Origin of the sequence: Streptomyces sediminimaris (assembly GCF_047049295.1) — a bacterium.
Classification (GTDB): Bacteria; Actinomycetota; Actinomycetes; order Streptomycetales; family Streptomycetaceae; genus Streptomyces; species Streptomyces sediminimaris.
Genome location: NZ_JBJWOT010000001.1, coordinates 2,251,282 through 2,276,692 on the forward strand (window position 1 = coordinate 2,251,282; position 25,411 = coordinate 2,276,692).

Genomic DNA, 25,411 nt, shown 5'->3' on the forward strand with positions numbered 1-25,411 from the left:
GGCCGGGGGGCTGCCGCCCCCAGGGCCCCGGCCACCGGCCCTCGACCGGCCCCGCCCCGAGCGCCGGACGGGCCGGGCGGCGGACCGGCGCCCGGCCGGTTCCCCGCGCTACGCCTCCCGCGTCTCCCGCACCCGCAACGCCCGTGCCAGGTCGTCCAGTTGATCGACGAGCTTGCGGCGCAGCGACGGGATCGGCTGCGCCTCCGTCAGGCACGTCTCGCCCAGGCGGAGCGTCTCGGCGTCCACGGCGTACAGCGGGAAGGCCCAGCGGCCGGCGGCGTCGGCGATGGCGGGGCCGCGGCGGGCGGCCACCGCCACCGCGTCCCCGTAGTAGCGGGGGACGTAGTCGCGCAGGAGATCGGCCTGTTCGGGCTGCCAGAACCCCTGGGCGGTGGCGATGAACAGGTAGTTGGAGAGGTCGGTGCCGTCGTCGCCGCCGAACATCGCCGCCCAGGCCCGTGCCTTGGCCTGTTCGTCGGGCAGGGCGGCGCGGCAGCGCGCGGCGCCCTCCTGGCCGGTGGCGGAGGGGTCGCGGTCGAGTTCGACGGCGATGGCGGCCTCGTCGGTCGCGCCGAGGACGGCGAGCCGGGCGAGGACGCGCCAGCGCAGCTCGGGGTCGAGTTCGGGGCCGCCGGGTACGGTGCCGTCGGCGAGCCAGGCGGCGATGGTGTCGGGCTGGGCGGCGACGTCGATGAAGTGGCGGACGGCGATCAGGCGCAGGCCGGGGTGGTCGCCGTCCTCGGTGCGGCGGATGAGGTCGCGGCAGAGGGAGGAGAGCGTGTTCAGGGCCGCCGGACGCTCGCCGGGGGTGACGTAGCGGTCGGCCACCTGGGCGGAGGCGAAGGCCAGGACGCCCTGGACGAGGGCGAGGTCCGTCTCGTGCGGGAGGTGCGTGCGGGCCGCCTCGAGGTAGGCGCCCGGCGGGATCCGGCCGTCGCGGACGGAGTCGCGCAGGGCGTTCCACACGACCGCGCGCGTGAGCGGGTCGGGCAGGCCGGACAGGCTGGTGCGGACCGCCTCGAAGGACTCCGCGTCGAAGCGGATCTTGGCGTAGGTGAGGTCGCTGTCGTTCAGCAGGAGCAGGGCGGGGCGCTTGCCGAGCGGCTGGGGCTCGGTCTGCGGGATGTCGAGGTCGACGCGCTCGCGCAGGGTGAGCTGCCCGCCCTCGTCGGAGACGTCCTGGTCGTAGAGGCCGACGGCGATGCGGTGCGGGCGGCTGCCGGTGTGCTCGACCCGGAGGCCGTAGGTGCCCGAGTCGCCGCGGGTCACCACCGGGCTGAGCGTGTCGACCCCGGTGGTGCGCAGCCAGGCGTCGGCCCAGGCGTGCACGTCGCGCTCGGTGGCGGAGGCGAGGGAGTCGATGAAGTCGGCGAGGGTGGCGTTGGCGAACCTGTGCCGGGCGAAGTGGGTGTTGATGCCGGCGAGGAAGTCCTTCTCGCCGAGCCAGGCCACGAGCTGCCGCAGCGCGGAGGCGCCCTTGGCGTAGGAGATCCCGTCGAAGTTGAGGAGGGCGGAGGCCGTGTCGTCGACGTTCTCCGGGGCCACGGGGTGGGTGGACGGCCGCTGGTCGGCGTCGTAGCCCCAGGCCTTGCGGGCGACCCCGAAGTCGGTCCAGGTGTCGGTGAAGCGGGTCGCCTCGGTGAGGGTCTGGTAGCCCATGTACTCGGCGAAGGACTCGTTCAGCCAGATGTCGTCCCACCAGCGCAGGGTGACGAGGTCGCCGAACCACATGTGGGCCATCTCGTGGGCGACGACCATGGCGCGGGTCTGCCGCTCGGTGTCGGTGACCGCGGAGCGGTAGACGAACTCGTCGCGGAAGGTGACCAGTCCCGGGTTCTCCATGGCGCCGGCGTTGAACTCCGGGACGAACGCCTGGTCGTAGGAGTCGAAGGGGTAGGGCTCCTGGAACTTCTCGTGGTAGCGGTCGTAGCACTGCCGGGTGATCTCGAAGAGCTCGTCGGCGTCCGCGTCGAGGTGGGGGGCGAGCGAGCGGCGGCAGTGCAGGCCGAAGGGCAGGCCGCGGTGCTCGGTGCGCACCGAGTGCCAGGGGCCCGCGGCGACGGCGACGAGGTAGGTGGAGATCAGTGGCGTGGCGGCGGCCCGCCAGCGGCCCCCGCCGAGGTGCTCGGTGACGCCGTTGGCGAGGACGCTCCAGCCTTCGGGGGCCGTGACCGCGAGCTCGAAGACGGCCTTGAGGTCGGGCTGGTCGAAGGCGGCGAAGACCCGCTGCACGTCCTCCATGAACAGCTGCGTGTAGAGGTAGGTCTCGCCGTCGGTGGGGTCGGTGAAGCGGTGCATGCCCTCGCCGGTGCGGGAGTAGCGCATGCTCGCGTCGACGCGCAGTTCGTGCTCGCCGGCGGTGAGGCCCTTCAGCGGCAGGCGGTTCTCACGCAGGGTCTCGGGGTCGAGGGGCTGTCCGTCGAGCGTGACCGAGCGCAGTTCGGCCGGCTTGACCTCGACGAACGTGTCCGCGTCCGCGTGCGCGCTGAACCGGATGACGGTACGGGAGTCGAAGGTCTCGTCGCCGGTGGTCAGATCGAGGTCGATCGTGTAGCGGTGGACGTCGAGGAGCGTGGCACGGGTCTGCGCTTCGTTGCGCGTCAGTACGGACATGCAGGCAATGCTGCCTGATGCCGCTGACACGGCACAGGGGATATCGGTGCGCGGTCCGCGCGCGCTCCCCTCGGACGGCGCCCGCGTTCCCCGGACGGCCGGACGGACTTCCCGGACGGCCGGACGGACTTCCCGGACGGCCGGACGGACTTCCCGGACGGCCGGACGGACTTCCCGGACGGCCGGACGGATTCCCCGGGCGGCCGGACGGACGTCTCCCTTCCCCTGCGGGATGCCGGCGCCCGCGCTACGTCCGCTCCTCCTCGAGCTCTCCGTCGTGCGCGCGGCCGGTGCGCTGGACGGGGAGACAGGCGTCCGGGTGGGGCAGGCCGGGCGCGCGGGGCACGGGCCCGCCGGTCCCGGGGCGGTCCTCGACCAGGGCGCGCAGGGCGCGTACCTCCCGCTCCAGTTCGAGGAAGCGGCGGTGGGCGTCGTAGAGGTAGCGGACCTTGGTGCGCAGGACCCAGGGGTCGACGGGCTTCATGACCAGGTCGGCGACGCCGAGCCCGAAGGCCGTGGAGGTCACGAGGTGGTCGACGCCGAAGCCGGTGAGCAGGATGACCGGGATGTGCTGGGTCTGTTCCACCCGGCGCATGTAGCGGACCACGTCCAGGCCACTGACGCCGGGCATGCGCACGTCGAGCAGGAGGAGGCCGACCTGACCTCGGAGCACCTGCTTCAGCGCCTCGTCGCCGCTCGTGGCCCGCCCCAGCAGGTAGCCGAGCGGGGCCAGGGCGCTCTCCAGGGCGTACAGCGTGTCCTCGTGGTCGTCGACGATGAGGATCTTGGCATCCGGCATGGCCCGACGTCCCTCCCGCGTGGACAACCAGCTTATGACCGGAACGCTGACGCGGCGTGCCCGTCAGCTGACAAGGAGTGCACAGCGCAGCATGCCCCCTGCCGGCCGTGCTGTCACTCCCCTTGTGGCATCTGCCGAGGTCAATTCGCCGTTCACGCGGAGCCGTTCACGGCGTCCTCGGCGATGCGCTCGTGGTGCCGGATCACTTCCGCCACGATGAAATTCAGGAACTTCTCAGCGAACGCCGGGTCCAGCTTGGCGCTCTCCGCGAGGTCGCGCAGGCGCGCGATCTGGCGGGCCTCACGGGCCGGGTCGGCGGGCGGCAGCCGGTGCGCGGCCTTGAGATGGCCGACCTGCTGGGTGGCCTTGAAGCGCTCGGCGAGCATGTGGATGACGGCCGCGTCGATGTTGTCGATGCTGTCGCGCAGCCGGGCGAGTTCCGTGCGGACGGCAGGATCGACGTCCTGCGCGCCGGTGTTGCTGGTGGTCATGGGCGCCCACCCTACGGGGCGGGCCCGGTGCCGATCACCCCCGCGGACCGGGCGAGGGCCCGGTCGCCGGCTCGCCGGGGCGGGCGGCCGGCTCGTCCCCGTCGGCCCGCTCCCCCGGGGACGCGGGGCCAGGGCCGTACCGGGGCACGGTCACGGTGCGCGGCACCGGGACGTCCGGCTCGAACTGCCGGGCCGGGGGCGTGGGTTCGTCCGGGTGAACGCCTTCGGCCTGGGCCGCTTCCGGTCCGCCGGTCCACGGCGCTCGCCGTGCGTACCCGGTCCGGTGCTGGGCGAGGGCGGCAACGCGGTGTGGCTGCCGGGGCTGGACGGCCGGGACGCGGCCGGCACGGGCGGCGTCTCCCTGCGGACGCCCTGGACAGGGAGACGGGACGACGGGACAACAGGGCGACGGGGCGACGGGGCGACAGGGCGACGGGGCGACAGGGCCCACGACACCGCCTGGCGGGAGGACGACCCGGGAAAGGGCCCCGGGAAACGGCCCGGGGAAAATCGGCCCGCCTCCCCGTAGAGTGGGACCGGGTGCAGGTCGTCCTGGGGGTCAGGCGTGGCGAACGGCGGACCGGTCGAGCACGGCTTCCCACACCTGGAGAAGGTGCGGGCCGCCATCACCGCGCTCTACAGGCGCTTGTCGTACGACACGATCCGGACGTTCTCCAGCAGCGTCGCCCCGGCCGACGTGGCCTTCGCCGACACGGACGACATCCATCTGGGCGCCCAGCGGGTGGCCCGCGAGCTCGTCCACCACTACCGCCTCCCGGACGCCCGCCTGATCGTCGGCTTCCGCGAGATGGAGCACGCGGCGAACATCGAACTCGCCGCCGGCCCCGAGTACTTCGTCGAGCTGAACGAGCGCTTCCGCACCCACCGCCGCGACATCGGAGCCGCGCTGGCACACGAGATCATGCACGTCTACCTGCACCGCCTGGACCTGTCCTTCCCCGGCACCCGGGACAACGAGATCCTCACGGACACGGCGACGACCTACCTCGGCGCGGGCTGGCTGCTGCTGGACGCCTACCGGGAGGACTCGGCGTCCTCACAGAAGCTCGGCTATCTGACACCCGAGGAGTTCGGCTACGTCCTGGCCAAGCGCGCGCTGGTCTTCGACGAGGACCCTTCGATCTGGTTCACCAGCCCGCAGGCCTACGAGGCCTACCAGCGCGGCATGGCCAAGGCCCGCCACGACGGGCAGCAGCCCCCGCTGACGGCGGCCGGCTGGGCGGGGCGCCGCCGTTACGCCCGGGACCGCCGCCACGCCCAGGACCACCACGCTCCCGCGCCGCACCCCGGTGCGCCCTACTCCTTCACCCCGGACGGGCGCGGACCGCTGCGGGTGTCGTTCCCCTGTCCCACCTGCCACCAAAGGATCCGGGTGCCGGTGCGGGGGCGCGTCCGCGCGCGGTGCGGGCTGTGCCGGACGGTGCTGGAGTGCGACACGTAGTGACCGTGCCGGCGCCGGAGGGCCCGGCCGGCCGCCCGCCCTCAGCTCCCGTACACCGCCCCCGGCGCCTCCGCCCGCGCGAGCAGTTCGCGTGCCGTCTCCCCCGCCTCGGCCGGGGTCCACCGGGCGCCCTTGTCGGCGCTCGGGCCGGGCCGCCAGCCCTCCATGACCGTGATCCGGCCGCCCTCCGCCTCGAAGACGCGGCCCGTCACGCCGGCGCTCGCGGCGGAGCCGAGCCAGACGACGAGGGGGGAGACGTTGCCGGGGGCCATCGCGTCGAAGCCGGTCGCCGGGGCGGCCATCGTCTCGGCGAAGGCGCGTTCCGTCATCCGGGTCCGGGCCGCGGGTGCGATCGCGTTGACCTGGACGCCGTAGCGGGCGAGCTCGGCCGCCGCGACCAGCGTCAGCCCCACGACGCCCGCCTTCGCGGCGCTGTAGTTGCCCTGGCCGACCGATCCCAGCAGACCCGCCCCGCTGCTGGTGTTGACGACGCGTGCGGCCGGCGCGCGGCCCGCCCTCGCCTCCGTCCGCCAGTGCGCGGCGGCGTGCCGCAGCGGCAGGAAGTGCCCTCTGAGGTGCACGCGCATCACCGCGTCCCAGTCGTCCTCGTCGAGGTTGACCAGCATCCGGTCGCGCAGGAAGCCGGCGTTGTTGACGAGGGTGTCGAGGCGGCCGTACGCCTGCAGGGCGGCCGCGATCAGGGACGCCGCACCTTCGGTGGTCGCGATGTCGCCGCCGTGCGCGACCGCCTCGCCGCCCGCCGCGCGGATCTCGTCCACCACGCGCCCGGCGGGGCTGTCGGCGCCGGGCGCGCCGTCCAGCCCCACGCCCAGGTCGTTCACGACGACCCGGGCCCCCTGGGCCGCGAAGGCGAGCGCGTGCGCCCGCCCGAGGCCGCGCCCGGCGCCGGTGACGACGACCACCCGCCCGTCGCAGATCCCGTTCATCTCACGCCTCCTTGCCGGCGGTCGCCGCGTCGAGGTAGGCGGGACGCTCCCCGCCCCCGTGCACGAGCAGGCTCGCCCCGCTGATGTACGCGGCGGCGTCCGAGGCGAGGAAGACGGCGGCGGCGCCGACGTCGGCGGGTGTGGCCATCCGGCCGAGCGGCACCGTACGCGAGACGGCCTCGACGCCGTCCTCGTCGCCGTAGTGGAGCGGGGACAGCTCGGTGCGGACCATGCCGACGACGAGGGTGTTGACGCGGACCTCCGGCGCCCATTCCACGGCCATCGAGCGGGCGAGGTTCTCCAGGCCGGCCTTCGCCGCGCCGTAGGCCGCCGTGCCGGGTGAGGGGCGGGTGCCGCTCACGCTGCCGATCATCACCACCGACCCTCCGGCGCGCCGCAGTTGCCCGTACGCGGCGAGCGAGGCGGTCAGCGGGGTGATGAGGTTCAGCTCGACGACCCGGGCGTGCCACCGGGCCCCGGACCGGTCGAGCCGGCGGTGGGGAGTGCCGCCCGCGTTGTTCACCAGCACATCCACCCGGGGCAGCCGGGCGAAGAAGCGGCCCACGGCGTCCGGATCACGCAGGTCGACGGGGAAGAACTCCGTTCCCTCGACGGGCTCCTCGGGCGGTCTGCGCGCACAGGTCACGACCTCGGCGCCGGCCTCGGCGAAGGCCCTCGCGATCCCTGCCCCGACGCCGCGGCTGCCGCCGGTGACGACCGCGACCTTCCCGTTCAGTCCCATGCGCGGCTACCCTTCACCTAACAAACGTTTGGTGGAAAGGTAGCTGATGCGCCCATGAGTGTCTCCACCTCGTTCCCGGAAAACAGGCCCGCAGAAGCGGGAGAGGCCGCAGGGACCGGAGAGACCGGAGAGACCGGCGAAGAGGGGATCGCCGTCGTGACGGTCGACTTCCCGCCGGTAAACGCGCTGCCGGTGGCGGGCTGGTACGCGCTGGCCGAGGCGGTGCGCGCGGCGGGCCGCGACCCGCGGGCGCGGTGCGTGGTGCTGGCCGCGGAGGGACGGGGGTTCAACGCGGGCGTGGACATCAAGGAGATACAGGCGCGGGGCTCGCGTGCCCTGATCGGCGCCAACCGGGGCTGCTACGAGGCGTTCGCGGCGGTGTACGAGTGCGCGGTGCCCGTGGTGGCGGCGGTGCAGGGCTTCTGCCTGGGCGGCGGCATCGGCCTGGTGGGCAACGCCGACGTGATCGTGGCGAGCGAGGACGCCACGTTCGGGCTGCCCGAGCTGGACCGGGGCGCCCTGGGCGCGGCCACGCATCTGGCCCGCCTGGTCCCGCAGCACCTGATGCGCGCGCTGTACTACACCGCGCGCACCGTGAGCGCGGCCGAGCTGCACCGGTACGGCTCGGTGTGGCGGGTGGTGCCGCGCGGGGAACTGCGCACGGCCGCACTGGAGCTGGCGCGGGAGATCGCCGCCAAGGACGGCGAGCTGGTGCGGCTGGCCAAGGCCGCCATCAACGGCATCGACCCCGTCGACGTGCGCCGCAGCTACCGCTTCGAGCAGGGCTTCACCTACGAGGCGAGCACCGCCGGCGCGGCCGACCGGGTGCGGGACACCTTCGGCAAGGAGGGCGCGGAGTGAGCGACAAGACGATGACCGCCGAGCAGGCCGTCCGCCGTCTGGAGAGCGGCATGACCCTCGGCATCGGCGGCTGGGGCTCGCGCCGCAAGCCCATGGCCCTGGTCAGAGCCCTGCTGCGGTCCGACGTCACGGACCTCACGGTGGTCTCCTACGGCGGTCCCGACGTCGGCATGCTGGCGGCCGCCGGACGGATCCGCAGGCTGGTCGCCGCCTTCGTCACCCTCGACTCGATCCCTCTCGAACCGCACTACCGCGCGGCCCGGGAGTCCGGCGCCCTGGAGCTGACGGAGCTCGACGAGGCGATGTTCATGTGGGGGCTGCGGGCGGCCGCGAACCGGCTGCCGTTCCTGCCGGTGCGGGCCGGGATCGGCTCGGACGTGATGCGGGTCAACCCCGGCCTGAAGACGGTCACCTCGCCCTACGAGGACGGGGAGACGTTCGTGGCGGTGCCCGCCCTGCGGCTGGACGCGGCCCTGGTGCACGTCAACCGCGCCGACCGGCTCGGCAACGGGCAGTACCTGGGCCCGGACCCCTACTTCGACGACCTGTTCTGCGAGGCGGCGGACGCGGCCTACGTCAGCTGCGAACGGATCGTCGACACGGCCGAGCTGACGAAGGATGCGGCACCCCAGACGCTGCTCGTCCAGCGGCACACGGTGACCGGTGTCGTGGAGGCCCCGAACGGCGCGCACTTCACCTCCTGCGCACCGGACTACGGCCGGGACGAGGCCGCGCAACGGGAGTACGCCACCACACCCTGGCCGGAGTTCGCCGCGCGCCACCTCGCCTCCCCCGAGAGGACCGGATCATGACCGACAGGCCCGCCCACCCTCTCCCGCCCACCCGCGCCCCTCTTCTCCCACCCACCCGCACCCCTCTTCTCCCACCCACCCGCGCCGAGTACTGCGTGATCGCCTGCGCCGAGGCCTGGCGCGGAGGCGGTGAGGTGCTGGCCAGCCCCATGGGCCTGATCCCGGCCATCGGGGCCCGGCTGGCCCGGCTCACCTTCGCGCCCGACCTGCTGCTGACCGACGGCGAGGCACTGCTCGTCCGCCCGGACGGCACCACCGAGGGCTGGCTGCCCTACCGCCGGCACCTCGCCCTGGTCACCGGCGGCAGGCGGCACGTGATGATGGGCGCGAGCCAGATCGACCGGTACGGCAACCAGAACATCGCGTGCATCGGCGACTGGGCACGGCCGGGGCGGCAGCTGCTGGGGGTGCGCGGCGCGCCGGTCAACACGCTCAACAACCCGACCAGTTACTGGGTGCCGAAGCACTCCCGGCGGGTCTTCGTCGAGCGCGTCGACATGGTGTGCGGAGTCGGGTACGACCACGCGGGCGGGGCCCGCTATCACCGCATCCCGCGGGTCGTCTCCGACCTCGGCGTCTTCGACTTCGACACGCCCGGCCACTCGATGCGGCTGGCCTCGCTGCACCCCGGCGTCACCGTGGAGCAGGTCAGGGAGGCGACCTCCTTCGACCTGGCCGTCCCCGGCGAGGTCCCGGCGACCCGCGAACCCACCGCCGAGGAACTGCGCCTCGTCCGCGAGGTGATCGATCCCGGTGACACCCGGGCCCGGGAGGTCGCCTCGTGATGCGTACCGCGCTCACCCGGCTGGTCGGCGTGCGGCACCCGATCGTACAGACGGGCATGGGCTGGGTGGCGGGGCCCCGCCTGGTCTCCGCGACGGCGAACGCGGGCGCACTCGGCATCCTGGCCTCCGCGACCATGACCGCCGACCGGCTGCGCGCGGCGATCCGGGAGGTCAAGTCCCGTACCGACGCGCCCTTCGGGGTCAATCTCCGCGCCGACGCCTCGGACGCGGGCGACCGGGTCCGGATCATGATCGAGGAAGGCGTGCGGGTGGCGTCCTTCGCCCTCGCCCCCTCCCCGGAGCTGATCGCGGAGCTGAAGGAGGCGGGCGTGGTCGTCATGCCCTCCGTCGGCGCCCGGCGGCATGCCGAGAAGGTGGCGGCCTGGGGCGCCGACGCCGTGATCGTGCAGGGCGGCGAGGGCGGCGGGCACACCGGCGAGGTCGCGACGACCGTGCTGCTGCCGCAGGTGGTGGACGCGGTACGGATACCGGTCGTGGCGGCCGGCGGCTTCTTCGACGGGCGGGGCCTGGTGGCGGCGCTGGCGTACGGGGCCGCCGGGATCGCGATGGGCACGCGGTTCCTGCTGACGTCGGACTCGACCGTGCCGGACGCGGTGAAGGCGCGGTACCTGGCGGCGTCGGTCAAGGACGTCACCCTCACCACGGCCGTCGACGGCCTGCCCCACCGGATGCTCCGCACGCCTTTCGTGGACGTGCTGGAGAAGTCCGGCCGCACGGGGAACCTGCTGCACGCCGTCCGCCGAGCGGCCGGGTTCCGGCGGCTGTCCGGGCTCAGCCGGCGGCAGATGGTGCGCGACGGGCTCGCCCTGCGCCATGGCAAGAACCTGTCCTGGAGCCAGGTGCTGCTGGCCGCCAACACACCGATGCTGCTCAGGTCCGCGATGGTGGACGGCCGTACGGATCTCGGGGTGATGGCCTCCGGGCAGGTCGCCGGCGTCATCGAGGACCTGCCGTCGTGTGCGGAGCTGGTGCGGAGAGTGATGTCGCAGGCGGCGGGGATCATGGACGCGCTGCCGGCCGGCGGTGCTTCAATGCGCGCATGACGGAGACGATCGAAGACCCCTGGGGGCGAGTGGGGGTACCGCCCGCGCGAGCGAAGCCGAGCGTGGGGAGTGTTCGGCGCCGGCAGCGTACGGGTGGAGGCGCGGCGCGAGGCGGTGGCGGCGGCCCGGCGCAAGGCCGAGGCGTACACGGAGGCGTCCGGGGTGCGGCTCGGCCCGGTGGTGCACATCCAGGACGTGGACTCCGAGTCGTACGAGTTCCGCCAGTACCGGGGCCACGGCGGCGGGGGGCGGCAACTCGGCGGGCGACCTGGCGCCGGGCATGGTGGAGGTGTCGGCGGGCGTGGTCCTGGGCTTCTCGCTCACCCACTGACGGGCCGCCCCCGCGCCGGTCGTCAGAGCCGTTCGATGATCGTCACGTTCGCCTGGCCGCCGCCCTCGCACATCGTCTGCAGCCCGAACCGGCCGCCCGTGCGCTCCAGTTCGTGCAGCAGGGTCGTCATCAGCCTGGTGCCGGTCGCGCCGAGGGGGTGGCCGAGGGCGATGGCGCCGCCGTTGACGTTGACCTTCGCCGGGTCGGCGCCGGTCTCCTTGAGCCAGGCGAGGACGACCGGCGCGAAGGCCTCGTTGATCTCGACGAGGTCGATGTCGTCGATGCTCAGGCCGGTCTTCTTCAGGGCGTGGGCGGTGGCGGGTATCGGCGCGGAGAGCATGCGGATGGGGTCCTCGCCGCGCACGGAGAGGTGGTGCACGCGCGCGCGTGGCGCGAGGCCGTGCTCGCGCACCGCCGGCTCCGAGGCCAGCAGCATCGCCGCCGCGCCGTCGGAGACCTGCGAGGAGCAGGCGGCGGTGATGGTGCCGCCGTCGAGGACCGGCTTCAGTCCGGCCATCCTCTCCAGCGAGGTGTCCCGGCGCGGCCCCTCGTCCACGGCGGCCCCGCCGCAGGCCACGGTCTCCCGCTCGAAGCGGCCCTCGTCGATGGCCCGCAGCGCCCGCCGGTGCGAGCGCAGCGCGAACTCCTCCTGGTCCGTGCGGCTGATCCCCCACTTCGCGGCGATCATCTCGGCGCCCGCGAACTGGTTCACCGGCCGGTCGCCGTATCGCGCCCGCCACCCCTCGCTGCCCGCGAACGGCCCCTGGGTGAGGCCCAGCGGCTCGGCTGCCCGGCGGGTGGCGAAGGCGATCGGGATCTGCGACATGTTCTGCACGCCGCCCGCGACCACCAGGTCCTGCGTGCCGGACAGCACGGCCTGCGCCGCGAAGTGCACGGCCTGCTGCGAGGAGCCGCACTGCCGGTCGACCGTCACGCCCGGCACCTCCTCGGGCAGCCCGGCCGCCAGCCAGCAGGTCCGCGCGATGTCCCCGGCCTGCGGCCCCACCGCGTCCAGACAGCCGAACACGACGTCCTCCACGGCCGCCGGGTCCACGCCCGCGCGGGCGACCAGCTCCCCCAGCACGTGCGCCCCGAGATCGGCCGGGTGGACCCCGCTCAGCCCGCCCCCGCGCCGCCCGACGGGCGTACGGACCGCTTCGACGATGTAGGCCTCGGCCATGGCAACTCCCTCAGCTGTAAGGGCTATTCACGTACGGCGATCCCGTCCAGCACCATCGACAGGTACTGCCGGGCGATCTCCTCCGGGCTGTGCTGCCCGCCCGGCCGGTACCAGGACGCGGCCACCCACACCGTGTCGCGCACGAACCGGTAGGTGAGCCGGACGTCGAGGTCGGCCCGGAAGACCTGGGCGGCGACCCCGCGCTCCAGCGTGGACAGCCACGCCTTCTCGAACCTGCGCTGCGACTCGGCGAGGAAGGCGAACCGCTCCTGCGCGACGAGCTGCTTGCTCTCCTTCTGGTAGATCGCGACGGCGGCGCGGTGCCGGTCGATCTCCCGGAACGACTCGGTGACCAGGGCCTCCAGGGTCTCCCGCGGTCCCGACTCGGCCTCCAGGACGGCGTCGTAGCCGCCCCAGAGCTCGTCGAGGAAGGTGCGCAGGATCTCCTCCAGCATCGATTCCTTGGAGTCGAAGTGGTAGTAGAGGCTGCCCGCGAGCATGCCCGCGTGGTCGGCGATCTTGCGTACGGTGGTGGCGTTGTAGCCCTGTTCGGCGAAGACCTCGGCGGCGGTGTCGAGGAGTTCGCGGCGCCGGGCGGGGGCGGCGGTCACCTGGGGCTTCTTCTTGGTCGGCACGCTTCCATTGTGATCTGTTCCGGTCCTCAGGGGTGCTGGCTGCTGACGGAGACGACCTCTCCGGTGAGGTACGAGGAGTAGCCGGAGGCCAGGAACACGATCACGTTGGCCACCTCCCAGGGCTGCGCGTACCGCCCGAACGCCTCGCGTGCGGTCAGCTCCCGCAGCAGGTCGTCCGTCGTCACCTTCACCAGGTGTGGATGCATGGCGAGGCTCGGGGAGACGGCGTTGACCCGCACCCCGTACCCGGCCGCCTCCATCGCCGCGCACCGGGTCAGCGCCATCACGCCCGCCTTGGCGGCGGCGTAGTGCGCCTGGCCGGCCTGGGCACGCCAGCCGACGACGGAGGCGTTGTTGACGATGACGCCGCCGCGGCCGTCCGCCCGCATCCGTCTCAGCGCCGTCCGGGTGCACCGGAAGGTGCCGTTCAGGGTCACGTCGAGGACGCGGGTCCACTGCTCGTCGCTCATGTCCGCCAGGTCCGAAGTGCCGCCCAGGCCGGCGTTGTTGACCACCACGTCCAGCCGTCCGTGCTCCCCCTCGGCCGCCTCGAACAGGGCTCGCACCTGGTTGTCGTCGGTGACGTCGCAGGGCAGAGCGGCCACCGCCGACGGACCGAACTCACCGGCGAGCTCGGTCTCGTACGCCTTCAGCCGCCGCGGATGGGCGTCGCTGATCAGCACGCGCGCCCCCTCCTCCAGGAAGCGCCGCGCGGTCGCGCCGCCGATGCCCGCGCCGGCGGCCGCGGTGATGACGGCGGTGCGTCCCTTGAGCAGTCCGTGTCCCGGTTCGTACACAGGGCTCTCGACGGCTGTCATGGCTCCACGCTAACCTACCAAACACTTGTTAGGGAAGGATGGCCGCCGATGGATCTCGCCTTCACGCAGGAGGAGGATGCCTTCCGCACCGAGGCCCGGGACTGGCTCGCGGCCCATGTGCCGGGCGCTCCCCTGCCGTCGCTGGAGACGGCGGAGGGCTTCGCGGCACACCGCGCGTGGGAGGCGGAGCTGGCCGCGGACCGCTGGTCGGCCGTCAACTGGCCGGTGGAGTACGGCGGACGGGACGCGGACCTGATCCACTGGCTGATCTTCGAGGAGGAATACTGGGCGGCGGGCGCGCCGGGGCGCGTCGGGCAGAACGGCATCAGCCTGCTCGCGCCGACCCTCTTCGACCACGGCACGAAGGAGCAGCGGGCGCGCGTGCTGCCTCGCATGGGCACCGGTGAGGTCGTCTGGGCGCAGGCGTGGTCGGAGCCGGAGGCCGGCTCCGACCTCGCGTCCCTGCGGTCCAGGGCGGTGCGCACGGACGGTGGCTGGCTGCTGAGCGGGCAGAAGACGTGGTCGTCGCGGGCCGCGTTCGCGGACCGCGCCTTCGGCCTGTTCCGCAGCGACGCCGACCGGCCGAAACCCCACCAGGGGCTGACCTACGTGATGTTCGACCTGCGCGCCCCCGGTGTCACGGTCCGGCCGATCGGCCGGCTCGACGGGAAGCCGGCGTTCGCGGAGCTGTTCCTGGACGAGGTCTTCGTGCCGGACGAGGACGTGATCGGCGCCCCCGGCGAGGGCTGGCGGATCGCGATGTCGACGGCGGGCAACGAGCGGGGGCTGATGCTGCGGGCCCCCGGCCGCTTCCTCGCCACCGCGGAGCGCCTGCGGCGGCTGTGGCGGCTGGTGGGCGGCCCCAGCAGTGCCCAGCCGCGGGTGGCCGACGCACTGATCGGCGCCCGCGCGTACCAGCTCTTCACCTACGCGGCGGCCTCCCGCTTCCTGGAGGGCGCTCTTCTCGGCCCGGAGTCCAGCCTGAACAAGGTCTTCTGGTCGGAGCTGGACCTCGCCGCGCACGAGACGGCACTCGATCTGCTCGGCGAGGAGGCCGAGTTGGCGGACACCCCCTGGTCCGAGGGCTACGTCTTCTCCCTCGCGGGCCCCATCTACGCGGGCACGAACGAGATCCAGCGGGACATCATCGCCGAGCGCCTGCTGGGCCTGCCGAAGGGACGCCGCTGATGCGCTTCCTGCTCGACGCCGAACAGCGGGCGTTCGCCGACTCGCTGGACGCGATGCTGACGGCGGCGGACACCCCGTCGGTCGTACGGGACTGGAGCCGCGGCGACCACACGAGCGGGCGCGCGCTGTGGTCCCGCATCGCGGACGCGGGCGTCTTCTCCCTGGCTGTTCCGCAGGAATACGGCGGCGCGGGCCTCCACCCCGTCGAACTGGTCGTCGCCCTGACCGAGTCGGGACGGCACGCGGTCCCGGGCCCGCTGGTGGAGACGGCCGCGACGGCGGCCCTCCTGGCCGGCCTCGACGACCCGGCCCCCGCCGAGCGCCTCCTGCCCGCGCTGGCCTCCGGCGCGTGCGTGGCGACCATGACGACCTCCTCCTGCGCACTGGACGCCGACATGGCAGACATCCGGCTGTCGGTGGAGCGTCCGCACGCCCGGGCGCGGGCGGCCGGGGGACCGGAGGTCGGGGGGCAGGGGGTCGGGGGACCGGAGGTCGGAGGGCAGGGGGTCGAGGGACCGGAGGTCGGAGGGCAGGGGGCCGAGGGACCGGAGGTCGGAGGGCAGGGGGCCGAGGGGCCGGAGGTCGGGGGGCAGGGGGCAGGGGAGCAGGGAGTCGGAGGGCAGGGAGTCGGAGGGCAGGAGTTCGAGGGGCCGGGATCCAGGGTGCCGGGGCCCGGGGTGCCGGGGCCCGGGGTGCCGGGGCCCGGGGTGCCGGGGCCCAGGATGCCCGGCCGCGAGAGGGGCGGGCCCCGCGGTGCGGGGTCCACGGCCGTACGCCTCGCGCCGCCGGTCGGACCGACCACCCCCGACCCCGCCTGCCCAGCCGGGACGGCCGACCCCCGCTCCGCCTTCCCGGGCCCCGCCCCCGCTTCCGCCCCCCGGCCGTCCCTCGACCCCGCCCGGCGGCTGTTCGCGCTGCCGGCCGGCGGGGAGTTCCTCGCCGACGGGCCGCGGGTGTCCGAGGCCGTGGCGCGCGCCCTGCTGCTGGCTCGCCTCGCCACCGCCGCCCAGGCCCTCGGGGTCGGTCTGGCCCTGCTGGACCGCACCGTCGGGTACGTCGGACAGCGGACCCAGTTCGGCGTGCCCATAGGCTCGTTCCAGGCCGTCAAGCACCGCCTGGCCGACGCGAAGATCGCCCTGGAATTCGCGCGCCCCCTGGTGCTGGGCGCCGCCCTGACCCTCGCGCCCGCCGACGTCGCCGCCGCGAAGGTCGCCGCCTGCGAGGCGGCCTGCGCCACCGCCCGTACCGCGCTGCAGTCGCACGGCGCGATCGGGTACACCGCCGAGTACGACCTGTCGCTGTGGCTGACCAAGGCCCGCGCTCTGCGCGACGCCTGGGGCGGGCCCCAGGCGTGCCGGGACGTCGTGGTCGGTGGTGGTGATCATCGCCGGTGAGTTCCTGGGATGCGGTCCCGGCCGACGCGGCGGCCGGTCAGGACGCCGGCGGCAGGATGCCCCGCGCCCTGGCGGCGGCGAGCCACTGGGGGAACTCGCCGAGCAACCGGTCGTACAGTTCCGCGTCCGACACCCGCCGAGGGTCCGTTCCCGCGTGGAAGAAGCCGGCGTTGTCGACCACACGCTTGTGCGGTACCGGCAACTCGTCGAGCCTGCGCAGGAAGTCGAACTGCCGGCTGTCCGGGTCTCCGAAGCCGATGAACTGCCAGAACAAGGGCAGGCGGGCCGCCTTGCACAGATACTTCTCCGCGGCGGCCCTGCTGGTCGGTCCCCCGTCGGTCTGGAAGACGACCAGAGCAGGTTCCTCGCAGCCGGTGTCGAGGTAGTGGTCGATGACGACGTCCATCGCCACGTGGTAGTTGGTCCTGCCCATGTGACCGAGTTCGGCCGCGAGCCTCTCGATGCGTCCGCTGTGGTCACGGAGACCGATGTCGGCCACGGCGTCGACGTCCGTGGAGAAGAAGACGACCGGCACCACACCGTCGTCGTCGAGATGGGCCGACAGGCCGAGTACCCGGTCGGCCAGCGCCTGGACACTGCCGTCCTTGAAGTACGGCGCCATGGACCCGGAGTAGTCGACCACGAGGTAGACCGCGGCCCGCTGTCCGTCCAGGCCGTGCTTGGCGAGGGACACCCCCGCGCTCTTGTAGAGACCGACCAGCGCGGGCGCGGTCTCCTCCACCTTCTGCAGACTGATCGCGACCATGGCCCCTACTCTCCCATCCGCCCCCGGTGTTGGTTATTTTGTTCGCCGCCGTCCCCACCGGCTCACCGTCTGTCCCACACCTTCCGAGGAGCCGGCCGTGGAACCCGAGTCCGCCGTCACCACCTGCTACCGCCATCCCAGGGTGGAGTCCCACGTCCGCTGCACCCGCTGCGACCGCTACATCTGCCCCGACTGCATGCGGGAGGCGGCGGTCGGCCACCAGTGCGTGGAGTGCGTGAAGGAGGGCGCGCGGTCGGTACGGCGGGCCCGCACGGTGTTCGGCGGCCGGATCGCGGCCGTGCCCGTGGTGACGTACATCCTGATCGGCCTCAACGTGCTCGCGTACGTCGGCGAGTCGGTGCGCCCGGGGATCGTGGACCGCTTCGAGATGCTGGGCCGCGGCCTCGCCGGACCGGACGGCGCGCACTACGTGTGGCAGGCCGCCCACCCCGCGGGCTACCACCCCGAAGGCGTCGTCGACGGCGAGTGGTACCGGCTGCTGACCGGCGCTTTCCTCCATCTCCCGGTCACCGAGGGGACGTTCGGGATCCTGCACATCGTGATGAACATGGTGGCACTGTGGAACCTCGGCCGGATCGTGGAGTACCAGCTGGGCCGGGTCCGCTACGTCGCCCTGTACCTGCTGTCCGCGCTCGGCGGATCGGTCCTGGTTCTGCTGATCGCGCCCGACACCCCGACGCTCGGCGCGTCCGGGGCGATCTTCGGGCTCGGGGCGGCGTACTACGTGATGGCCCGCCGCCTCGGCGCCGACATGCGCCCCGTCAACCGCTTCATGGCCGGCCTGCTGCTGTGGCTGCTGATCTCCGCCGGCCTCACCTCCTGGCAGGGCCACCTCGGCGGCCTCCTGGCGGGCGGCGTGCTGACCCTGGCGTACGCCTACGCGCCCCGGGACCAGCGCCGCGACCTCGTCCAGGCCGGCACGGGCCTCGCCCTGCTGGCGCTGCTGGTGATCCTCAGCATGGCGAGGGTCGCCGAACTGACCGTGTGAGCGAACGGTGGGATCCGTGCACGTAATGTGTGCTCCATGAAGCGCGCCGGTTGTCTGCTCCTCGCGGCCCTCCCCGTGGTCATCACCGCGGGGGTCTACGTCCTCACGCCCGCGCACTCCGACGACGGCAGGCCGAAGACGTCCGTGTCCGCGGCGCCGCACGGCGCCGCGGACGCCAAGAGCCGGGCGGAGCAGGAGCGGGCGGAGGACGACGAGGTGATCGCCGACCTGCCGCCCGGCCTCGCCGCCCCGGCCGAGAAGGAGCTGGCCCAGAAGCTGGTCGCCAGCGCCGAGAACTCGACTCTGGACTGGCGCAGCGCCTACGGCTACATCGAGGACATCGGCGACGGCCAGGGCTACACGGCCGGCGTCATCGGCTTCTGCACCGGCACGCACGATCTGCTCACCCTGGTCGAGCGCTACACCAGGACCCACCCCGGCAACGGCCTCGCCAGGTACCTCCCCGCCCTGCGCAGGGTCGACGGCACCGACTCCCACGAGGGCCTGGACCCGGGCTTCACGGCCGCCTGGAAGGCGGAGGCCCGGCTGCCGGCCTTCCGCAGGGCCCAGGACGAGGAGCGCGACCGCGTCTACTTCAACCCGGCCGTGCGCCTCGCCAAGCTCGACGGCCTCGGCACGCTGGGCCAGTTCATCTACTACGACGCCCTGGTCTTCCACGGCCCCGGCACCGGCCCGAACAGCTTCTACGGCCTGCGCGAGCGCGCGATGAGGGAGGCGGACATCCCCTCCCAGGGCGGCTCCGAGAAGGCCTACCTCGACATCTTCCTGGACGTGCGCCGCAAGGCCATGAAGGCCAAGAAGGCCGACATCGACACCTCCCGCATCGACACGGCCCAGCGGCAGTTCCTCTACGACGGGAACCTCGGCCTGAAGACGCCGCTGACGTGGAAGGTGTACGGGGAGACGTACCGGGTGCCGTAGCCCCGCCCGGACGTGCGACGGCGCCTGCCCGTCGTCCGGTCGGGGACTTCCGGGGCAGGCGCCGCCACGGGGGGTCCGGGGGTCGCCCCCCGGATATCCCGCCCGTACGCCGTTGTACGGGACGTGTGGAGCCCTGAGCCGTCAGGCGTCGAGGGCCGTCAGGCCGTCAGGCCGTCAGGCCGTCAGGCCGTCAGGCCGTCAGGCCGTCAGGCCGTCAGGCCGTCAGGCCGTCAGGCCGTCAGGCCGTCAGGGCACGGTCCGTCAGGCCGTCAGGGCGCGGTCCGTCGGGCGGATCGGGGCCGGCAGGTCGCTGGCACCGGTCAGGAAGCGGTCGGCTCCCCTGGCTGCGGAGCGGCCCTCGGCGATCGCCCACACGATGAGCGACTGGCCGCGGCCCGCGTCACCGGCGACGAAGACACCGGGGACGTTGGTCTGGAAGTCGGCGTCGCGGGCGATGTTGCCCCGCTCGTCGAGCTCCAGGCCGAACTGCTCGACCAGGCCGTTGTCCCGGTCGGTGCCGGTGAAGCCCATGGCGAGGGTGACCAGCTGGGCGGGGATCTTGCGCTCGGTGCCCGGCTTCGAGGTCAGCTTGCCGTCGACGAACTCGACCTCGGCGAGGTGCAGCCACTGGACGTTGCCGTCCTCGTCGCCCTCGAAGTGGCTCGTCGAGGCGGAGTAGATCCGCTCGCCGCCCTCCTCGTGCGCGGAGGTGACCTTGTACAGGATCGGGAAGGTCGGCCAGGGCTGGTTCGTCGGGTGCCGCTCGTCGTTCGGGCGGGGCATGATCTCCAGCTGGGTGACGGAGGCCGCGCCCTGGCGGTGGGCGGTGCCCACGCAGTCGGCGCCGGTGTCGCCGCCGCCGATGACCACGACGTGCTTGCCCTCGGCCGAGATCGGAGAGGTGACGTAGTCGCCCTCCTGGACCTTGTTGGACAGGGGCAGGTACTCCATCGCCTGGTGGATGCCCTTGAGTTCGCGGCCGGGGACCGGGAGGTCACGGGCGGTCGTCGCACCGGCGGCGATGACGACGGCGTCGTAGCGCTTCTTCAGGTCGGTCGCCTTGAGGTCGCGGCCGATCTCGACGCCGGTACGGAAGCGGGTGCCCTCCGCGCGCATCTGCTCGATGCGGCGGTTGATGTGCCGCTTCTCCATCTTGAACTCGGGGATGCCGTAGCGCAGCAGGCCGCCGATGCGGTCGGCGCGCTCGTAGACGGCGACGGTGTGGCCGGCCCGGGTCAGCTGCTGGGCGGCGGCCAGGCCCGCCGGGCCCGAGCCGATCACGGCGACGGTCTTGCCGGACAGGCGCTCGGGGATCTGCGGGGCGACGTCCCCGGTCTCCCACGCCTTGTCGATGATCGAGACCTCGACGTTCTTGATGGTGACCGGCGGCTGGTTGATGCCGAGCACGCACGCCGACTCGCAGGGGGCCGGGCAGAGGCGACCGGTGAACTCCGGGAAGTTGTTGGTCGCGTGCAGGCGCTCGGAGGCGGCCGCCCAGTCCTCACGGTAGGCGTAGTCGTTCCACTCGGGGATCAGGTTCCCGAGCGGACAGCCGTTGTGGCAGAACGGGATGCCGCAGTCCATGCAGCGGCTGGCCTGCTTGCTGATGATCGGCAGCAGGGAGCCGGGGACGTAGACCTCGTTCCAGTCCCTGACGCGTTCGGCGACGGGGCGGGTCTTGGCGACCTCGCGGCCGTGGTTGAGGAAGCCCTTCGGGTCAGCCATTGATCGCCGCCTCCATCATCTTCTCGGTGATCTCGGTCTCGGAGAGACCGGCTCGCTCGGCGGCGTCCTTGGCGGCGAGCACTGCCTTGTACGTGCTGGGGATGATCTTGCTGAAGCGCTCCACGGCGGTGTCCCACTCGGCGAGCAGCTTCTCGGCGACCGTGGACCCCGTCTCCTCCTGGTGCCGGCGCACGACGTCGTGCAGCCACTGCTTGTCGGAGTCGTCGAGGGCCTCGACGGCGGAGACGTTGCCGGCGTTGACGTTGTCGACGTTCAGGTCGATCACGTACGCGACACCGCCCGACATGCCGGCCGCGAAGTTGCGGCCCGTCTCGCCGAGGACCACCGCGTGACCGCCGGTCATGTACTCGCAGCCGTGGTCGCCCACGCCCTCGGAGACGACCAGCGCACCGGAGTTGCGGACGCAGAACCGCTCGCCCGTACGGCCGCGCAGGTACAGCTCGCCGCCGGTCGCGCCGTAGGCGATGGTGTTGCCCGCGATGGTGGAGAACTCGGCGAGGTGGTCGGCGCCCCGGTCCGGGCGGACGACGACGCGGCCGCCGGAGAGGCCCTTGCCGACGTAGTCGTTGGCGTCGCCCTCCAGGCGCAGCGTGACACCGCGCGGCAGGAAGGCGCCGAAGGACTGGCCCGCCGAGCCGGTGAAGGTGATGTCGATGGTGTCGTCGGGCAGGCCCGCGCCACCGAACTTCTTCGTCACCTCGTGGCCGAGCATGGTGCCGACCGTGCGGTTGATGTTGCGGATGGCGACCTGGGCGCGCACCGGCTGGGCGTCGGTCGCGGAGTCCGCGGCCAGGGCGTCGGCGGCGAGCTTGATCAGCTCGTTGTCGAGCGCCTTCGCCAGGCCGTGGTCCTGCTCGATCAGCCGGTGGCGCACGGCGCCTTCGGGCAGCTCGGGCACGTGGAACAGCGGCTCGAGGTCCAGGCCCTGTGCCTTCCAGTGGTCGACGGCACGGGTCACGTCGAGGGTCTCGGCGTGGCCGACGGCCTCCTCGATCGAGCGGAAGCCCAGCTCGGCGAGGATCTCGCGGACCTCTTCGGCGATGTACTGGAAGAAGTTGACGACGTACTCGGCCTTGCCGGCGAAACGGTCGCGCAGCGTCGGGTTCTGCGTGGCGATGCCGACCGGGCAGGTGTCCAGGTGGCAGACGCGCATCATGACGCAGCCGGAGACGACGAGCGGCGCGGTCGCGAAACCGAACTCCTCGGCGCCGAGCAGCGCGGCGATGACGACGTCGCGGCCGGTCTTCAGCTGACCGTCGGTCTGCACGACGATGCGGTCGCGCAGGCCGTTGAGCAGCAGGGTCTGCTGGGTCTCGGCGAGGCCCAGCTCCCAGGGGCCGCCGGCGTGCTTGAGCGAGGTCAGCGGGGACGCGCCCGTGCCGCCGTCGTGGCCCGAGATCAGCACGACGTCCGCGTGCGCCTTCGACACACCCGCGGCGACCGTGCCGACGCCGACCTCCGAGACCAGCTTGACGTGGATCCGCGCCTGCGGGTTCGCGTTCTTCAGGTCGTGGATCAGCTGGGCCAGGTCCTCGATGGAGTAGATGTCGTGGTGCGGCGGCGGGGAGATCAGGCCGACGCCCGGGGTCGAGTGACGGGTCTTGGCGACCCACGGGTAGACCTTGTGGCCGGGCAGCTGGCCGCCCTCGCCGGGCTTGGCGCCCTGCGCCATCTTGATCTGGATGTCGTCCGCGTTGACCAGGTACTCGGAGGTCACGCCGAAGCGGCCGGAGGCGACCTGCTTGATGGCGGACCGGCGGGCCGGGTCGTACAGGCGGTCCGCGTCCTCGCCGCCCTCACCGGTGTTGGACTTGCCGCCCAGCTGGTTCATGGCGATGGCGAGCGTCTCGTGCGCCTCGCGCGAGATGGAGCCGTACGACATGGCGCCGGTGGAGAAGCGCTTGACGATCTCGGAGACCGGCTCGACCTCGTCGACGGGGACCGGCTCGCGGCCGGGCTTGAAGCCGAACAGGCCGCGGAGCGTCATCAGGCGCTCGGACTGCTCGTTCACCCGCTGGGTGTACTTCTTGAAGACGTCGTAGCGGCCGGTGCGCGTGGAGTGCTGGAGGCGGAAGACCGTCTCCGGGTCGAACAGGTGCGGCTCGCCCTCGCGGCGCCACTGGTACTCGCCCCCTATGTCGAGGGCGCGGTGGGCCGGCGCGATGCCGGTGGCCGGGTAGGCCTTCGCGTGGCGGGCGGCGACCTCCTGGGCGACGACGTCGATGCCGACGCCGCCGATCTTGGTGGCCGTGCCGCTGAAGTACTTCTCCACGAAGGCCTCGTCGAGGCCGACGGCCTCGAAGACCTGGGCGCCGCGGTAGGAGGCGACGGTGGAGATGCCCATCTTGGACATGACCTTCAGCACGCCCTTGCCGAGGGCGTGGATCAGGTTGCGGATCGCCTGCTCGGACTCCACGCCCGGCAGGAAGGTGCCCGCGCGGACCAGGTCCTCGACGGACTCCATGGCCAGGTAGGGGTTGACCGCCGCGGCGCCGAAGCCGATGAGCAGGGCGACGTGGTGGACCTCGCGGACGTCACCGGCCTCGACCAGCAGGCCCACCTGGGTGCGCTGCTTGGTGCGGATGAGGTGGTGGTGGACGGCCGCGGTGAGCAGCAGCGACGGGATCGGCGCGTGCTCGGCGTCCGAGTGGCGGTCCGACAGCACGATCAGCCGGGCGCCGTTGGCGATGGCGGCGTCGGCCTCGGCGCAGATCTCGTCGATGCGGGCGGCGAGGGCGTCACCGCCGCCGGATACCCGGTACAGGCCGGAGAGGGTCGCGGCCTTGAAGCCGGGCATGTCGCCGTCGGCGTTGATGTGGATGAGCTTGGCCAGCTCGTCGTTGTCGATCACCGGGAACGGCAGCAGGACCGAGCGGCAGGAGGCGGCCGTCGGCTGCAGCAGGTTGCCCGAGGGGCCCAGCGACGAGCGCAGCGAGGTGACGAGCTCCTCGCGGATGGCGTCCAGCGGCGGGTTGGTGACCTGCGCGAACAGCTGGGTGAAGTAGTCGAAGAGCAGCCGCGGACGGTCGCTCAGCGCGGCGATCGGCGAGTCCGTGCCCATCGAGCCGATCGGCTCGGCGCCGGCCTTGGCCATCGGCGCCAGGATGACGCGCAGCTCCTCCTCGGTGTACCCGAAGGTCTGCTGGCGGCGGGTGACCGAGGCGTGGGTGTGCACGATGTGCTCGCGCTCGGGCAGGTCGCCCAGCTCGATCTCGCCGGCCTCGATCCACTCGGCGTACGGCTGCTCGGCGGCGAGGGTCGCCTTGATCTCGTCGTCCTCGATGATGCGGTGCTCGACCGTGTCGACGAGGAACATCCGGCCGGGCTGCAGCCGGCCCTTGCGCACGACCTTGGCCGGGTCGATGTCGAGGACGCCGACCTCGGAGCCGAGGACGACCAGGCCGTCGTCGGTGACCCAGTAGCGGCCGGGGCGCAGGCCGTTGCGGTCCAGGACCGCGCCGACCTGCTTGCCGTCGGTGAAGGTGACACAGGCGGGGCCGTCCCAGGGCTCCATCATCGTGGAGTGGAACTGGTAGAAGGCGCGCCGGTCCGGGTCCATGGAGTCGTGGTTCTCCCACGCCTCCGGGATCATCATCAGCACGGAGTGCGGCAGCGAACGGCCGCCCAGGTGCAGCAGTTCGAGCACCTCGTCGAAGGTCGCCGAGTCGGAGGCGTCCGGCGTGCAGATCGGGAAGAGGCGCTCCAGGCCCCTGTCCCCGAAGAGGTCGGAGACGAGCTGCGACTCGCGGGCGCGCATCCAGTTGCGGTTGCCCTTGACGGTGTTGATCTCACCGTTGTGCGCGATGAAGCGGTAGGGGTGCGCGAGCGGCCACGACGGGAAGGTGTTCGTGGAGAAGCGCGAGTGGACCAGGGCGACGGCCGAGGCGAAGCGGCGGTCGGAGAGGTCGGGGAAGAACGGCTCCAGCTGGCCGGTCGTCAGCATGCCCTTGTAGACGATGGTGCGGGCCGAGAGCGACGGGAAGTAGACGCCGGCCTCCCGCTCGGCGCGCTTGCGCAGCGCGAAGGCCTTGCGGTCGAGGACGATGTCCCTGCTCGCGCCGTCGGTCACGAAGATCTGCCGGAAGACGGGCATCGTCGAACGGGCGGTGGCGCCGAGCAGCTCCGGGGCGACCGGGACCTCGCGCCAGCCGAGCACCGTGAGGCCCTCCTCGGCGGCGATCGTCTCGATGCGTGAGACGGCGCCCTCGGTGCCCTGCTCGGGCAGGAAGGCGATGCCGACGGCGTACGCACCGGCCTCGGGCAGCTCGAATCCGGCCACCTCACGCAGGAAGGCGTCGGGCACCTGGGAGAGCAGCCCCGCGCCGTCCCCGGAGTCGGGCTCGGAGCCCGTGGCACCGCGGTGCTCGAGGTTGCGCAGCACCGTCAGCGCCTGTTCGACCAGGGTGTGGGACGCCTCGCCGGTGAGGGTGGCCACGAAGCCGACGCCGCACGCGTCGTGTTCGTTGCGGGGGTCGTACATACCCTGCGCAGCAGGGCGAGCATCCATGAAGGACCAGTTCTGGCCATTCGCGGAATGCTGGGACGGCTGGCGCGGCGTACGCATCGGCTCTCCCGTCGTCGTCTCAAGTGGCGTGTTCATGGTGCCGAGGGACGACGTTGGCCCTCTGCTGGGTGCAAAATTTCGTGCAGGTTACATGATGGAGTGATTCTCGGGAAGCGGATACTTCGTTCCAACATACGGACACCACGGGGTGGCGGGGGTACCACGCCTGCGGTGGAAGCCATGGGGACCGAACGGGACAGATCGATGTCCGTCGGCCCAAGGCGGGAGGGGCGGTGTCGCCCGCCCCGCGGGTGCGCGACAG

General features: G+C 72.7%; 19 protein-coding genes and 3 pseudogenes. 11 read left to right on the top strand and 11 right to left on the bottom strand.

The genetic code is table 11. The features are described 5' to 3' along the window. Window positions 1–108: 108 nt before the first annotated feature. The 3 genes from pepN to ACJ9NR_RS10645 form a co-directional block, all read right to left on the bottom strand. Window positions 109–2,613 carry an aminopeptidase N gene (gene pepN / locus ACJ9NR_RS10635; protein ID WP_412487276.1) on the bottom strand — a complete coding sequence of 835 codons (2,505 nt, stop codon included), beginning with the start codon at window positions 2,611–2,613 and terminating at the stop codon, window positions 109–111. A 247-nt stretch (window positions 2,614–2,860) separates the two neighbouring features. Next, window positions 2,861–3,412 (bottom strand): response regulator, encoded by a 552-nt coding sequence (locus ACJ9NR_RS10640; RefSeq protein WP_412487277.1) that lies wholly within the window; start codon window positions 3,410–3,412, stop codon window positions 2,861–2,863. 152 nt (window positions 3,413–3,564) lie between these two features. Continuing rightward, entirely contained in the window at window positions 3,565–3,903 is a 339-nt protein-coding gene (locus ACJ9NR_RS10645) for a chorismate mutase (RefSeq protein ID WP_412487278.1), read from the bottom strand. Window positions 3,904–4,468: 565 nt separating this feature from the next. Between ACJ9NR_RS10645 and ACJ9NR_RS10650 the strand changes: the two genes are divergently transcribed. Then, the gene (locus ACJ9NR_RS10650; protein ID WP_412487279.1) at window positions 4,469–5,365 is read left to right on the top strand and encodes a hypothetical protein; all 897 of its coding nucleotides are present in this window, start codon (window positions 4,469–4,471) and stop codon (window positions 5,363–5,365) included. 41 nt (window positions 5,366–5,406) lie between these two features. Here ACJ9NR_RS10650 and ACJ9NR_RS10655 read toward each other — a convergent pair whose 3' ends face one another. Beyond that, entirely contained in the window at window positions 5,407–6,312 is a 906-nt protein-coding gene (locus tag ACJ9NR_RS10655; RefSeq protein ID WP_412487280.1) for an SDR family oxidoreductase, read from the bottom strand. Between the two features lies 1 nt (window position 6,313). Next, window positions 6,314–7,054 (bottom strand): SDR family oxidoreductase, encoded by a 741-nt coding sequence (locus ACJ9NR_RS10660; protein ID WP_412487281.1) that lies wholly within the window; start codon window positions 7,052–7,054, stop codon window positions 6,314–6,316. 54 nt (window positions 7,055–7,108) lie between these two features. On the opposite strand from ACJ9NR_RS10660, the gene ACJ9NR_RS10665 reads away from it, so the two are divergent. The 5 genes and pseudogenes from ACJ9NR_RS10665 to ACJ9NR_RS10685 form a co-directional block, all read left to right on the top strand. Continuing rightward, the gene (locus tag ACJ9NR_RS10665; RefSeq protein ID WP_412487282.1) at window positions 7,109–7,915 is read left to right on the top strand and encodes an enoyl-CoA hydratase family protein; all 807 of its coding nucleotides are present in this window, start codon (window positions 7,109–7,111) and stop codon (window positions 7,913–7,915) included. Next, the gene (locus ACJ9NR_RS10670; RefSeq protein WP_412487283.1) at window positions 7,912–8,727 is read left to right on the top strand and encodes a CoA transferase subunit A; all 816 of its coding nucleotides are present in this window, start codon (window positions 7,912–7,914) and stop codon (window positions 8,725–8,727) included. The genes ACJ9NR_RS10665 and ACJ9NR_RS10670 overlap by 4 nt, the downstream gene beginning before the upstream one ends. After that, window positions 8,724–9,512, top strand: coding sequence for a CoA-transferase subunit beta (locus ACJ9NR_RS10675; RefSeq protein WP_412487284.1), 789 nt, complete (start codon window positions 8,724–8,726; stop codon window positions 9,510–9,512). The genes ACJ9NR_RS10670 and ACJ9NR_RS10675 overlap by 4 nt, the downstream gene beginning before the upstream one ends. Further along, window positions 9,512–10,576 carry an NAD(P)H-dependent flavin oxidoreductase gene (locus ACJ9NR_RS10680; protein ID WP_412488798.1) on the top strand — a complete coding sequence of 355 codons (1,065 nt, stop codon included), beginning with the start codon at window positions 9,512–9,514 and terminating at the stop codon, window positions 10,574–10,576. Before ACJ9NR_RS10675 ends, ACJ9NR_RS10680 begins: the two co-directional genes overlap by 1 nt. Window positions 10,577–10,660: 84 nt before the next feature. Beyond that, a pseudogene (locus tag ACJ9NR_RS10685) lies at window positions 10,661–10,907 on the top strand (SIMPL domain-containing protein); the annotation flags it as partial. A 22-nt stretch (window positions 10,908–10,929) separates the two neighbouring features. Here ACJ9NR_RS10685 and ACJ9NR_RS10690 read toward each other — a convergent pair. From ACJ9NR_RS10690 to ACJ9NR_RS10700, 3 genes are read right to left on the bottom strand one after another with little or no spacing between them, the layout of a single operon-like run. Then, on the bottom strand, window positions 10,930–12,087 hold the full coding sequence (locus tag ACJ9NR_RS10690; RefSeq protein WP_412487285.1) for an acetyl-CoA C-acetyltransferase: 1,158 nt from the start codon (window positions 12,085–12,087) through the stop codon (window positions 10,930–10,932). A gap of 23 nt (window positions 12,088–12,110) precedes the next feature. Next, the gene (locus ACJ9NR_RS10695; protein ID WP_412487286.1) at window positions 12,111–12,722 is read right to left on the bottom strand and encodes a TetR/AcrR family transcriptional regulator; all 612 of its coding nucleotides are present in this window, start codon (window positions 12,720–12,722) and stop codon (window positions 12,111–12,113) included. Window positions 12,723–12,748: 26 nt separating this feature from the next. Further along, window positions 12,749–13,540 carry an SDR family oxidoreductase gene (locus ACJ9NR_RS10700; protein WP_412487287.1) on the bottom strand — a complete coding sequence of 264 codons (792 nt, stop codon included), beginning with the start codon at window positions 13,538–13,540 and terminating at the stop codon, window positions 12,749–12,751. A 48-nt stretch (window positions 13,541–13,588) separates the two neighbouring features. On the opposite strand from ACJ9NR_RS10700, the gene ACJ9NR_RS10705 reads away from it, so the two are divergent. The 3 genes and pseudogenes from ACJ9NR_RS10705 to ACJ9NR_RS10715 form a co-directional block, all read left to right on the top strand. Further along, a complete protein-coding gene (locus ACJ9NR_RS10705) occupies window positions 13,589–14,728 on the top strand; it encodes an acyl-CoA dehydrogenase family protein (RefSeq protein WP_412487288.1) in 1,140 nt (379 codons plus the stop codon). After that, window positions 14,728–15,063, top strand: a pseudogene (locus tag ACJ9NR_RS10710) (acyl-CoA dehydrogenase family protein); the annotation flags it as partial. The gene ACJ9NR_RS10705 and the pseudogene ACJ9NR_RS10710, both read left to right, overlap by 1 nt. A gap of 516 nt (window positions 15,064–15,579) precedes the next feature. After that, window positions 15,580–16,122: pseudogene (locus ACJ9NR_RS10715) on the top strand (acyl-CoA dehydrogenase family protein); the annotation flags it as partial. A gap of 37 nt (window positions 16,123–16,159) precedes the next feature. Here the strand turns inward: ACJ9NR_RS10715 and ACJ9NR_RS10720 are convergent. Next, on the bottom strand, window positions 16,160–16,888 hold the full coding sequence (locus tag ACJ9NR_RS10720; protein ID WP_412487289.1) for a vWA domain-containing protein: 729 nt from the start codon (window positions 16,886–16,888) through the stop codon (window positions 16,160–16,162). Window positions 16,889–16,985: 97 nt separating this feature from the next. Between ACJ9NR_RS10720 and ACJ9NR_RS10725 the strand changes: the two genes are divergently transcribed. Then, window positions 16,986–17,897: a rhomboid family intramembrane serine protease gene (locus ACJ9NR_RS10725; RefSeq protein ID WP_412487290.1), complete on the top strand. Its 912-nt coding sequence runs from the start codon at window positions 16,986–16,988 to the stop codon at window positions 17,895–17,897. A gap of 36 nt (window positions 17,898–17,933) precedes the next feature. Next, window positions 17,934–18,839 (top strand): chitosanase, encoded by a 906-nt coding sequence (locus ACJ9NR_RS10730; protein WP_412487291.1) that lies wholly within the window; start codon window positions 17,934–17,936, stop codon window positions 18,837–18,839. A 261-nt stretch (window positions 18,840–19,100) separates the two neighbouring features. Here the strand turns inward: ACJ9NR_RS10730 and ACJ9NR_RS10735 are convergent, their stop codons facing one another. Both ACJ9NR_RS10735 and gltB read right to left on the bottom strand, forming a co-directional pair. Next, complete coding sequence (locus ACJ9NR_RS10735; RefSeq protein ID WP_412487292.1) at window positions 19,101–20,564, bottom strand: glutamate synthase subunit beta; 1,464 nt, start codon at window positions 20,562–20,564, stop codon at window positions 19,101–19,103. Continuing rightward, window positions 20,557–25,149, bottom strand: coding sequence for a glutamate synthase large subunit (gltB, locus tag ACJ9NR_RS10740; protein WP_412488799.1), 4,593 nt, complete (start codon window positions 25,147–25,149; stop codon window positions 20,557–20,559). The genes ACJ9NR_RS10735 and gltB overlap by 8 nt, the downstream gene beginning before the upstream one ends. Window positions 25,150–25,411: the final 262 nt, after the last annotated feature.